This is a genomic window from Halomonas sp. GT (genome assembly GCF_002082565.1).
Classification (GTDB): domain Bacteria; phylum Pseudomonadota; class Gammaproteobacteria; order Pseudomonadales; family Halomonadaceae; genus Vreelandella.
Map to the genome: position 1 here is coordinate 3,836,258 of NZ_CP020562.1, position 11,813 is coordinate 3,848,070.

8 protein-coding genes are annotated in these 11,813 nt (G+C 57.4%); 6 read left to right on the forward strand and 2 right to left on the reverse strand.

The features are described from left to right. Positions 1 to 130: 130 nt before the first annotated feature. From B6A39_RS17350 to B6A39_RS17375, 6 genes are all read left to right on the forward strand, one after another. A complete protein-coding gene (locus B6A39_RS17350) occupies positions 131 to 1,708 on the forward strand; it encodes a pyridoxal phosphate-dependent decarboxylase family protein (RefSeq protein ID WP_083007560.1) in 1,578 nt (525 codons plus the stop codon). A gap of 18 nt (positions 1,709 to 1,726) precedes the next feature. Further along, positions 1,727 to 3,055: a lysine N(6)-hydroxylase/L-ornithine N(5)-oxygenase family protein gene (locus B6A39_RS17355; RefSeq protein WP_083007561.1), complete on the forward strand. Its 1,329-nt coding sequence runs from the start codon at positions 1,727 to 1,729 to the stop codon at positions 3,053 to 3,055. Continuing rightward, entirely contained in the window at positions 3,052 to 4,227 is a 1,176-nt protein-coding gene (locus B6A39_RS17360; protein WP_083007562.1) for an MFS transporter, read from the forward strand. The genes B6A39_RS17355 and B6A39_RS17360 overlap by 4 nt, the downstream gene beginning before the upstream one ends. 2 nt (positions 4,228 to 4,229) lie before the next feature. Beyond that, positions 4,230 to 6,677 carry a GNAT family N-acetyltransferase gene (locus tag B6A39_RS17365; RefSeq protein ID WP_083007563.1) on the forward strand — a complete coding sequence of 816 codons (2,448 nt, stop codon included), beginning with the start codon at positions 4,230 to 4,232 and terminating at the stop codon, positions 6,675 to 6,677. Positions 6,678 to 6,760: 83 nt separating this feature from the next. Then, complete coding sequence (locus B6A39_RS17370; RefSeq protein ID WP_083007564.1) at positions 6,761 to 7,282, forward strand: RNA polymerase sigma factor; 522 nt, start codon at positions 6,761 to 6,763, stop codon at positions 7,280 to 7,282. A gap of 125 nt (positions 7,283 to 7,407) precedes the next feature. Continuing rightward, the gene (locus B6A39_RS17375) at positions 7,408 to 8,334 is read left to right on the forward strand and encodes a YihY/virulence factor BrkB family protein (protein WP_083007565.1); all 927 of its coding nucleotides are present in this window, start codon (positions 7,408 to 7,410) and stop codon (positions 8,332 to 8,334) included. Positions 8,335 to 8,425: 91 nt separating this feature from the next. Here the strand turns inward: B6A39_RS17375 and B6A39_RS17380 are convergent, their stop codons facing one another. Both B6A39_RS17380 and B6A39_RS17385 read right to left on the reverse strand, forming a co-directional pair. Beyond that, positions 8,426 to 10,558, reverse strand: a complete 2,133-nt coding sequence (locus B6A39_RS17380) for a TRAP transporter permease (protein ID WP_083007566.1) — start codon at positions 10,556 to 10,558, stop codon at positions 8,426 to 8,428. A gap of 100 nt (positions 10,559 to 10,658) precedes the next feature. Then, entirely contained in the window at positions 10,659 to 11,684 is a 1,026-nt protein-coding gene (locus tag B6A39_RS17385; protein ID WP_083007567.1) for a TAXI family TRAP transporter solute-binding subunit, read from the reverse strand. Positions 11,685 to 11,813 lie beyond the last annotated feature (129 nt).

Here is an 11,813-nt window from a genome sequence, read left to right on the forward strand (position 1 = left end):
AAAATGTAATGATTATCATTTCATGAAATTTACTGGCGTTACTAACACTCGGCGCCACAGCAAGAGACGCAATCAATAGCTACCGGCGAACCTGCTGCTTTGCAGCGCAACGGATAAACGAGATGACACCATGACGACAAAGGTTCTAGACGAGAGCAAGTCCCTCAGCAGCGCATTCGCCCCGCTGGCAACAAACCAACTGTTCAATGCCGACCATTCAGAAGCCTATTGGCAGCAGGCCACTCGTTGCATCGACTTAGTAAGGCGCAAGGTCGCCCAAGTAGACCGCCCCTTCACTGGCGCTCGCCCAGAAGAGCTGCGCGGATTGTTCCAGGCCATCGATCTTGACGCTCCGCTTGGCAGCCTAGAGCCTGCGCTGCAAGAGTTGTCACGGCTCTATTTGGATGACGCCGTTTACTTCCACCATCCTCGCTACGTGGCACACCTCAACTGCCCCGTTGTGCTACCAGGCATCCTCGCCGAGGCGATTCTCTCACCGATCAACTCGTCCCTGGACACCTGGGATCAGAGCGCCGGAGGCACCTTCGTCGAACAGTCGCTCATCGACTGGACCGCTGCCCGCATTGGCTTAGGCCAGGACGCCGACGGCGTCTTCACCAGTGGTGGTACCCAATCGAACCTGATGGCGTTGATGATCGCCCGAGACCATTACGGCGCATCTCTTGAGGGGCACGGCGGCAATAAACATGAGGGCCTGTCGGCAGACTTTCGGCGACTGCGCATTCTCGGCTCGGAGGTCAGTCACTTTAGCTTGCAGAAGTCGGCGGCAATTCTTGGGCTTGGCTATCAGGCGGTGATGCCGGTGGCTTGCGACGACCACTACCGTATGAGCCCCGAGTCCCTCAAGACGCGCCTAGAAGAGTGCGTGGCGATGAACCTGATTCCCATCGCTGTGGTCGCCACTGCTGGCACCACCGACTTCGGCAGCATCGACCCCCTTGAGGAGATCGCCGCACTTTGCCGGGAGCATGGTATCTGGCTGCACGTGGATGCCGCTTACGGCGGTGGGCTGCTGTGCTCGCGACGCTACCGTCACCGTTTAGCGGGCATCGAGCACGCCGACTCGGTCACTATCGACTATCACAAAACCTTCTTTCAACCAGTGAGCTGCAGCGCGTTCCTGGTAAGGCGTCGCAGCGACCTGCGCTATCTGACCTATCACGCCGACTACCTTAACCCGCAATGCCAAGCCGAGGCGGGCACCCCTGACCAGGTCAACAAGAGCCTGCAGACGACCAAGCGCTTTGACGCCCTCAAGCCATGGCTGACCCTGCGCATCATGGGCGCCGATGCGCTCGGCGAGATGTTCGAGCGGGTCATCGACTTGGCTAGCGAGGCTTACAACGAGCTGGTCCGCCACCCAGACTTCGAGGTGCTGCTCGATCCTCCCATGAGCACCGTGGTGTTCCGCTACCGCCCGGCGAGCCTGCAAGAAGCAGAACGACATGAACCAGAACGACACGAAACAGAGCTAGACGAGCTCAACACCCACGTGCGCTCGACACTGTCCCGCAACGGCGAAGCGGTAATTGCCGCCACTCGCGTCGGAGGGCGGCTTTACCTCAAGTTCACCCTACTCAACCCGGATACCAGCCTGAAAGATCTGGTGGCCATCATCGAGCGTATCTCTCACCACGGCCAAGCATGGTGCGATGCCCAGACGCCAACCCGCGCAGTAGCTTCCTGATTCCAGCGAGATATGACCATGACACAGACTGTCCACGACTTTATCGCCATTGGCCTTGGCCCCTTCAATCTTGGCCTAGCCTGCCTCACCGACCCAATTGATGAACTTGATGGCCTCTTCCTAGAACGCCAAGACGGCTTCGACTGGCATCCCGGCATGCTGCTTGAAGATGCCACTCTGCAGACGCCTTTCATGTCAGATTTGGTCACCATGGCCGACCCCACCAGTCGCTTCAGCGTCCTCAACTACCTTAAACAACAGGGTAAGCTCTACAACTTCTACATCCGCGAGAACGTCTTCCTGCTGCGTAAGGAGTACAACCATTACTGCCAGTGGGCAGCCGCCCAACTAGACAGCATCCGCTTCGGCACCGAGGTGACTCGCATCGATTATGACGAGCTCACGGGAATTTACCGGGTGAGCTGCTGCGATACCCGTAGCGGCAAAGCCCACATCCACCTGGCACGGCGTCTGGTACTTGGCACTGGGACTAGCCCTTATCTGCCAGAGGGCTGCCGAGAGGTGGACCCACGCCCGCTGCACTCCAGCGAGTATTTAAAGCATAAGGCCGAGTTGCAGCGCCAGGAGGCTATCACCCTGATTGGCAGCGGCCAGAGTGCCGCCGAGATCTACCATGATTTGCTCGCTGACATTGACCGCTTCGACTATCGCCTCGACTGGATCACTCGCTCGCCCCGCTTCTTCCCACTGGAGTATGGAAAACTGACCCTTGAGATGACATCACCGGACTACATCGATTACTTCCATTCCCTGCCCGAAGCCACCCGCAACGGGTTAATGCAGCGCCAAAAGAGCCTCTACAAGGGCATCAACCTGGAGCTGATTGATGCAATTTACGACCTGCGCTATGCCAAGGCGCTAGGCGGCGAGGTTCACTCTGACCTGCTCACCAACACCAACCTAGAAACCTGCCGCTATGATGCCGAGCGCGGCGAATACGACCTGACCCTGTGGCACACCGAGCAGCAGCGCCACTACCGTCACCGCACCCCAGCGCTGATCATGGCCACCGGCTACCGCTACCATATGCCGGACTTCTTAACGCCCATCACCTCGCGCATTGCCTTCGACACCGCCGGACGCTACGCCGTAGGCCGTTTTTATGACATCGACGGCGGGCGCGGCGAACTTTTCGTGCAGAACGCCGAACTGCACACCCACAGCCTGGTGGCTCCGGATTTGGGCATGGGGCCCTATCGCAATGCCTGCATCATCCGTGCCTTGACCGGTAGAGAGGTCTACCCCATCGAGAAGCGCATCGCCTACCAGCACTTCGGCGCTCCGAGCGAGGCTGTCTTTGAACCGATGGACGCGGAGCCTGCATGAGACCGACGCCCTGGCTGGTAAGTGTCACTGCCGTGGCGGTGGTCAGCGACTCCATGCTACTGCCCTTCTACCCGCAGTTCTTTGCCGATAGATTCGGTGTGACCGACCCCGCCCACGTCGGCGGCTACCTGGCCATGAGCTGCCTGGTGGTGATGCTGGCACTGCCCATCTGGGCATTGCTGGCCCGACGGTTCGGCACTCTGCAGCTGCTGGTGGGCACCCAACTCGTCGCTGGCGGTCTGAGCCTGTCCTGCGCGCTGGTCACTTCACTGCCGCTTTTCTGGGGGCTGTCACTGGCCATGCTGGTGGCCAAAGCCAGCTACCTACTGGTCTACCCGTACCTCATGCACTTTGAACCCCAGGACCGCCACGCCACCCTAATCGGCATGCTCTCAGTGGTGGTACATGCTGGCGGCATTCTTGGTGCCATCGTCGGTGGCCTGGTACTGGAGCTCTGGCACCCGGCTCGCGTGTTCCAGCTGATGGCGGTGAGCGATATTCTCCAGGTGGCGGTTTGCCTGCTGTTGCTCAGCCGCGGACAAGTGCCCCACGCGGCGCCCGCCACCCCAACCTCTCCCAGCGCCAGCGGCGCTATTTTGCGCCTGGGTGTGGTGATGCTGCTGTTCACCTTCAGCGCCTATCTGGCACGCCCCTTTTTCGCCCAGTACTGGGCGCTAGTCTCAGGCCAACCAAGCGCGACGCTAGCTGGCGCTGTCTTCGCTATCCCCGGCGGCGTTGCCGTGGCACTGCTGGCGTTCGACCTGTTGGGCCGACGCCCAAGTGGTGCGGCCATTGTCCTGCCACTCGCAATTGGCCTAACGGGCCTGCTGCTCCAAGCCAGTGGCGACATTATCGCCATTCTCGCGGGTCGGCTGCTATTCGGCTGGGCACTGTTCCGCGTCTCTGTGCGCCTAGAAGTGCGCCTATTTCAGCTCAGCACACCAGCACGCTACGCCAGCGACTTCAGCAAAATCCATATCTTCCAGGGTCTCGGCGTGCTCATCGCCTCCTGGGGCGCTGGTCGCTTGGTCGATACCCAGGGCCTGGCCAGCCCCTTTTTCGTCGCGGCGCTAGGTTTCGCTCTCTGCGCCCTCGCCTATCGTCTGCTGCTGGCCGGATCACCGGCGAACCACCAAGCGCAGCCAACTGATCCCGTTTCTGCAAGGACCTAACCATGAATCTCTTTCAACCAACCCCGACCACACGCATCACCTACAGCCGCCACGCTCAGGGGCTAGGCTGCTTCAGCCTCCGCCCGCTGCACCTACCCGAGGACCTGCCCCTGATACACGATTGGGTTACCGCACCCCGAGCAAGTTTCTGGGGAATGCAGGGCCACTCGGCTGAGCGCGTTCTTGCCTTCTACCGCGACCTGCAGGAAAGCAATCAAGCACAGAGCTACCTAGGACTATTCAACGATCAACCTGCCTTTCTGGTGGAGTGTTACGACCCGCGCCACGACCCTATCGGTGAGCACTATGATGTGGCCGAGGGCGACCGCGGCATGCACTTCTTGGTGGCGCCTACCAAGACGCCACTGACCGGCTTCAGCGTCCAGGTGATCACCACCATCCTGGCCTTTATGTTTGAGGACCCCGCTACACGGCGCATCGTGGTAGAGCCGGACGTCAACAACCGCAAGATACATCCGCTCAACCGCCGAGTAGGTTTTGTTTACGAACGCGAAGTGCAGCTGCCCGAGAAGACCGCCCACCTCGCCTTCTGCGACCGCGAAGCGTTCGCCTCGGCGGTGAGCCGCGAAAACCCGCGCCTCACCCAGGTACTGGCCGCCGACCCCACACGGGTCACTTCCCACCTAACCCCCGACCACTGGGCTCAGGCCAACCGCTGTCTGACCCGCAAGGCGATTGCTGAGTTCTCCCATGAGCGCCTGCTGGCCCCCGAGGCACTGCACGTGGATACCAAAGGCAACGGCAACTACCGACTGACCGCCCCGAACGCGGCGGTCGAGTACCACTTCCGCGCCCGTCGTCTGGCGCTGGATCACTGGATGATCGACCTCAACTCTCTTGATAAGCGGATCGATGGCGTCTCAGCCGAGATCGACGCACAGCACTTCATCCTCGAATTCCGCCAGCCCCTGGGGATCAGCGATGAGATGCTGCCGGTTTACCTGGAAGAGATTGCCAGCACCCTGTTTGGTGGCGCCTACAAGCTCGACGACAACCGCCCAGATGCCGACGGGTTGGCCGATGCCGACTTCCAGACGCTGGAGGCGGCCATGACGGAGGGCCATCCTGTCTTTGTGGCTAATAATGGCCGCATGGGCTTTGATGCCGTTGATTACCACGCCTTTGCCCCGGAGGCCGCAGCACCCATCACCCTGGTATGGCTCGCAGTACATCGCGAAGACGCTCATTTCAGTGTCATCGAGGGCCTAGACTACGAAACACTGCTACGCGAGGAACTCGGCACAGCAACATTGAATGACTTTCACCAACGGCTGGAAGATCGTCATCTCGACCCCACGGACTACCTGCTGATGCCCGCTCACCCGTGGCAGTGGTTTCACAAGCTAGCCATCACTTTCGCCGCTGAAGTGGCGCGGAACCGCATTGTTTGCCTGGGCTACGGCCACGATCAGTATCAGGCCCAGCAGTCGATCCGTACTTGGTTCAACGTGAGCCAGCCAAATCGGCGCTATGTGAAGACCGCACTGTCGATTCTCAACATGGGCTTTATGCGCGGCCTCTCGCCCAATTACATGCGCGCCACACCGACCATTAACGACTGGATCAAGGCATTAGTCGACGGCGACCCTGAGCTTCGTGCCCAGAGCTTCACGATTCTGCGCGAAGAGGCTGCAATCGGCTTTCGCCGCGATGCTATCGAGCCAGCCTTCGATAGCCGCAGTGCCTACAAGAAGATGCTGGCCTGCCTTTGGCGAGAGAGCCCCATGCGCTACCAGTGCGAAGGTCATCAGCTGATGACAATGGCCGCCTTGCTGCATGTCGATGCACATCAACGCGCGCTGCTACCGCAACTGATCACTATTTCCGGGCTTTCCACTGCCGACTGGCTGGGTCGCTACTTAAGAGTTTATCTGCGCCCGTTGCTGCACTGCTTCTACGTCTACGACCTAGTCTTCATGCCCCACGGTGAGAACCTGATTTTACAGCTCAAGGACGGCGTACCGGTACGCGCCATCATGAAGGACATTGCCGAAGAGATCGCCATCATGAATACCGAGGTGGAGCTGCCCGAGGCCATTTCGCGAATCCGCCTCGATATGCCCGAGTCGCTCAAAATATTATCGATATTCACCGATGTGTTTGATTGTTTCCTACGTTTCATGGCGGGGATTCTTGTCGAGCAAGGCGGCATAACGGAAGACGCCTTCTGGGAGCAAGTTGCACGCTGCGTCGTTGATTACCAGCAGGACCATCCTGAGTTCGCAGAGAAATTCGACCAGCACGATCTGTTCGCACCTGCGTTCACCCTCTCCTGCTTAAACAGGCTGCAGCTCAGCGACCATCAGCAGATGCTCGACTTGGCCGACCCCGCAAAAAATCTCAAATTTGCCGGCAACCTAGCCAACCCCATTGCTGCTTTCCGGCCCACCACATACGCCAAGGCAACTCAACCAATGGCGCTAACCTGAGCTGTCACCACCGGGCCCGCAGCAAGGGCGGGCCCTACAAGCACCAACATCATTCGAGACCCTGACACTATGACCGTTTTCCCATGACTGACCGCCTGGATCTCACCCGACTTTATCGATTGCACGCCGGTGATCTAAATGGCTATTTACGACAACGGCTTCGCTGTCCTGCCCTCGCCGATGATCTCTGTCAGGAGGCGTTCTTGCGCCTGAGCCAACGGCCATGCAACGAAGGCCTTGAAGAGCCACGCGCCTATCTGTTTCGCATCGCCAATAACCTGATGATTGATCATCATCGCCGCTGTTACTCACGTATTGACCACCAGCCACTCGATGACCCTCATCTTTGCCTCGCCTGCCCCTACTCTTGCCCAGAAACGGCGACCGAAAGCGCCCTGTGCCAGCGCCAATTGCGGCGAGCCATGGCATCGTTGCCACCACGGCTTCTCCAGGCGTTGACCTGGCACCGTCTTGAAGGGCTGACCCAAGCCGAGATCGGCCAACGCATTGGCGTTTCTGAACGCATGGCGGGGCGTTACATCGCCCAGGCGCTTGAACGCTGCCGCAATGAGCTGGCCGGGTCTGCGCCCTTGTGCCAGGAATAGACGCAAATCTGATCATTGCCTATCATTTTGCCGGCCTGTGCGTCAGTCTATTCACTGACACTTGTTATCGATGAACAATTACACCGCCAAGGCATAACGTTGGCGCACAAGGAGAACGGCAAGCGATGGGGCGCAACCAAACGGTACTCAATGCCTTACTTCTCCTGCTACCTCGGCTGGCGCATTTTGCTTGGCGTGTAGTGTGTCATTTCCTGAAAAATCGCGGCATCCTGCTTGCCGGTGGCGTGGGTTACAACATTTTGCTCTCCATCGTGCCGCTATTTGCAGTGTTGGTCGTGCTGTTAACACAAGTAGTGGATCAACAGCATTTGCTCAACGTTCTTGCGGTACAAGCGCGCCACCTCGCACCGGCCCATGCCGAGGTTTTGATGGACGCCGTTCGCGGCTTGCTGGAGTCTCGCGACGTCATCGGTATTCTTAGCTTACCCATTCTGCTGCTCTTCAGCTCCTTTGCCTTTCGCATGCTTGAAGATGCCTTGGCGATTATCTTCCATGCGCCAGAAAGCCCCCACATCAAGCGCAGTGTGTGGGTGTCGGTGATGCTGCCTTATGCTTTCATGTTGGTGTTAGGGGCAGGGTTGCTGGCCTTAACGCTGGTAGTCACCCTGGCCAGCTCGCTCAATACACTGATGATGGCGCTCTTTGAGCGAGAACTACCGTTTGCGGGCTTCTCCGAACCAGTACTCAACTTATTCAGTTTTGCCGGGGTTTTCTTGTTGTTCAGCGCTATCTATAAGGTGCTACCGGTCGTGCGTATCGCGTTGCGCCGAGCGATCATCGGCGGTTTCGTCGCGGCACTGCTATGGGAAGGCGTGCGGCTGCTCCTGGTTTACTATTTCACCCACCTCTCGTTCGTCAACGCCGTTTACGGCTCCCTAGCAACGCTGGTCATTGTGCTGCTCAGCTTGGAAGTCGGCGCTATCATTTTATTACTAGGCGCTCAGGTCATTGCTGAGTTGGAGCGCAACACGCGCCTCGGCCTGCCTTGGCATATTGACCCCGACCGACAACCCATCACCCACGTTGATTAAGACATTGCATTTAAATGCCGCCATCTTTTGATGGCGGCATTTATTTGAGCGCTATTTATAAGAGGGCTGCCCTCTTTATGCTCGCCTAGCGTCAGGCCGTCGCATGAACCATCTGGCGGTCACGTCTGGCACTCCACACCAGCGTCATCAGAAACAGTGCCAAGCCCAAGAAGTCCAGTAGCAAGTTTCCGTGAGGCCACAGCATTAAAGCACCAATGGGGAACATGGCTAGGCGCAGCCACCAGGGCAACTCGCTTTCCAGATAACCTTCCAGCCCTGCGATAATGGCGTAAATACCGAATAACGCGAAGGCAAACACGACCAACATCTCGGTCGGCGTCCCGGTGATCATTGGCGACCACACAAACAGCAAGGGAATAATGTAGAGCCCCTTGGCGATTTTCCAGGCAGTAAAACCGGTACGCATAGGCGGTGTTTTCGCGATAGCCGCCGCAGCGAAGGCGGTAAGGCATACTGGTGGAGTCACATTGGAGTCCTGGGAGAGCCAGAAAATCACCATGTGTGCGGCCACCAGCATCATCGATATCGTGTGCGGCGAAAGCGCTTGTTCGTAAAGCTGTGAACGGAAATCATCCGGCACCACTGCCAATAGCTGTTGAGCACTGGCGGCGTCCATCGGCGCATTCAGCGCGTCTAGAGCATCTGGCGCAGCAAGCATAAAGATCGCACGCGCCTGCTCAGGCAAATCACCGGCCATCATCAGCTCTAACAGCTGGCTTTCTGCCATCAGGCCATACAACGCAGGTGCCGATAGCGTGCCCAGTACGATATAAGCGGCCGTCACCGGTAGGCCCATACCCAGTACAAGAGAGGCCAGCGCGATCAACACGATGGTGATTAACAGACTGCCACCTGCCCAGTCTGAGATCATCAACGAAAAGATGTTACCAATGCCGGTCGTCGACACCACATTGACGATCAAACCCACCGTTAGCAGTAAAATAGCGGTGGAAATCATGTTGCGGGTGCCCAGTACCAAAGCGTCGATGATTGCCTGGAGCTTCATGGGTGAACGTGATAACCAGGACGCCACTACCACTGACACGATAGCGATACCGGCAGCGTAGGTGGGAGTGAAGCCATTGATAAGGGCGATGACCAGCACCGCAAGTGGCAACAGGTAGTGCCAACCGCCCTTCAATACATCCATCAGTTTTGGAGCTTGTTCCGTTTCTACCTGATGAGTACCGCTACGCTTGGCTTCGATGCGCACGAACATGGCCACCGAAAGGAAGTACAGCAGTGCAGGAAGCGCAGCGACGCCGATGATGGTGAGATATGAGACCTGGGTGTAAGAGGCCATGATAAAAGCCCCCGCCCCCATAACGGGAGGCATAAGCTGGCCCCCGGTTGAAGCAGCGGCTTCAACGCCAGCCGCAAAACGTGGTGGAAAGCCTGCCTTACGCATTAAGGGAATAGTAATCACACCGGTGGAAACTGTATTGGCTACGCTGGAGCCAGACACTGACCCCATAAGTCCTGAAGCGAATACCGCTACAAACCCCGGGCCACCAACAAAGCGACCGGCGGCACAACGTGCCAGCTCGATGATGAACTCTCCAGCGCCCGAACGAACCAGGAAGGCACCAAAGAGAATAAACATGAAAACGTAAGACCAGGAAATCCGCGCAATCGAGCCCAGCATGCCGTCACCGCCGAGGAAGCTGCGAAACAGAACAGTTTCCCAGTTCAGTCCGGGGAAATTGAACACCCCGCCGACATAGCGCCCCCACCAGGCAACGTACGTCAGCGCAATGATACATAGCAGCGGGATAAACCAGCCGGTAGTCCGGCGGGCAAATTCTAGTACCAACGCCAAAGCGGTAATCGACACGATCCAGTCAGCCAGGGAAAAGCGTACCCCACGGGCATAAAGCGCATCCTCAAAGCCAATTAAATAGAACGCACAGCCTAGGGCAGCTAAACCAAGGCATACGTCAACTGCAAGTAACAGGCGCTGACCAGTTGCAGAGCGCGCTTTGAACATCGGTACGGAAAGCGCGCACAACAGGCCGAACATACCGAAGTGTAATGCACTAACCCAAATCTCTGAGACAGTACCCAGGGTGTTGAAATAGATATGCGAGAAAGCAACGACGATGGCGAGCAGGCTCAGAATCCGCCCAAGCCAGGGGTGCTCAAGGCGCTCTGAAGCGCTGCTTGCAGATTCATCGCGCACCGAATCAGGTGTCGAATGGCTCATGGTGTACCTCATGAAACTAAGAACGGCATAGGGATGGCATCGGCGTGGCATCGAGATGGTCTGCCCGGCTTACGCTAGGCAGATGCAGGACGATAGGCCATCAGCCTTCGAGAAGATGCTCAGGAATTTCTATGCCTTGTTCCTGGAAATAGCGCGCGGCGCCGGTATGCAGAGGCATCGGCAGGCCGTCGAGGGCTTTTTCCAGTGCCATATCACGCGTTGCAGGATGAATATTATTTAGAAACGGTAGGTTCTCGAACATTGCCTTGGTGATCTGATACACATGCTCTTCTGGAACATCGGCGTTAACCACCAGAATGTTGGGCTGAGCAATGGTGTTGATCGGGGCGTCCTGACCAGGATAAGTGTCGGCAGGGATATCAAAAGCGTTCCACACTGGATATTGGCGGTTAATGCGCTCAAGTTGCTCAGCGGTCACGTTCAGGGTGGTAATGTCATCACCCATATTGGCATAGGCACTGGTCACCGCAGAAGCCGGAACTCCTGCGGGTATATTCATGCCGTCAATATTGCCGTTCTGCATAGAGTCAGCGCTGGCACTGTAACCCAGGTAAGCGATATCCATCTGTTCTGGATCAATATCCAAACCCGCTAGAATTTGCCGACCAGAGCCTTCGGTACCGGAATTACGCGCACCGATAGAGAAACCGCGGCCGTCTAGCTGTGCCAAGTCATCGATAGTGCCAGTATCAACAAGGGCATTGCGCATCACGAAGTGCTCAACGTTCTGCCACAACATGGAGACTGAGCGTACATTGTCATAGGCTTTGGGCACTGGCCCCTCGCCAGACCATGCCCAGGCGCCATAGAGCGCTTGAAGAATACCGAACTGGGCTTGATCATCATCCATCAGGCGCAAGTTTTCCGCAGAACCCGCAGAGCTAATCGCGGAAACGGAAATACCGTGGGTAGGTTCAAGCTTGACCCGTATCAGCGTGGAAAGCGCAACGCCTACTGGATAGAACGTGCCACCGGTAGTGGCGGTGCCCATGATGTACTGGCCGCTTTTGGGGGCCTCCTGGGCGGTAACGGCGGAGGCACTGACGCCTAATGCAGCGGCGGTGACGAGACAAAGAGCGGTTTTAAGAAATTGGCGTTTCAGCATGGTGTTGCTCCCAGCTTATTGGAATTGTTGAAGTAATCATTACTCCCTTCCCAATAGAGCGAGAAGCCAGCCAACTTTAACCAAAGCAATGAAAATCAATTGGTTAGCTTTTTTCTTATTCGACAAAAG

Excerpts from the sequence above, each read along its gene's own strand:
- B6A39_RS17350 (WP_083007560.1), top strand. The coding sequence starts at position 131 with ATGACGACAAAGGTTCTAGACGAGAGCAAGTCCCTCAGCAGCGCATTC.
- B6A39_RS17355 (WP_083007561.1), top strand. The coding sequence starts at position 1,727 with ATGACACAGACTGTCCACGACTTTATCGCCATTGGCCTTGGCCCCTTC.
- B6A39_RS17360 (WP_083007562.1), top strand. The coding sequence starts at position 3,052 with ATGAGACCGACGCCCTGGCTGGTAAGTGTCACTGCCGTGGCGGTGGTC.
- B6A39_RS17365 (WP_083007563.1), top strand. The coding sequence starts at position 4,230 with ATGAATCTCTTTCAACCAACCCCGACCACACGCATCACCTACAGCCGC.
- B6A39_RS17370 (WP_083007564.1), top strand. The coding sequence starts at position 6,761 with ATGACTGACCGCCTGGATCTCACCCGACTTTATCGATTGCACGCCGGT.
- B6A39_RS17375 (WP_083007565.1), top strand. The coding sequence starts at position 7,408 with ATGGGGCGCAACCAAACGGTACTCAATGCCTTACTTCTCCTGCTACCT.
- B6A39_RS17380 (WP_083007566.1), bottom strand. The coding sequence starts at position 10,558 with ATGAGCCATTCGACACCTGATTCGGTGCGCGATGAATCTGCAAGCAGC.
- B6A39_RS17385 (WP_083007567.1), bottom strand. The coding sequence starts at position 11,684 with ATGCTGAAACGCCAATTTCTTAAAACCGCTCTTTGTCTCGTCACCGCC.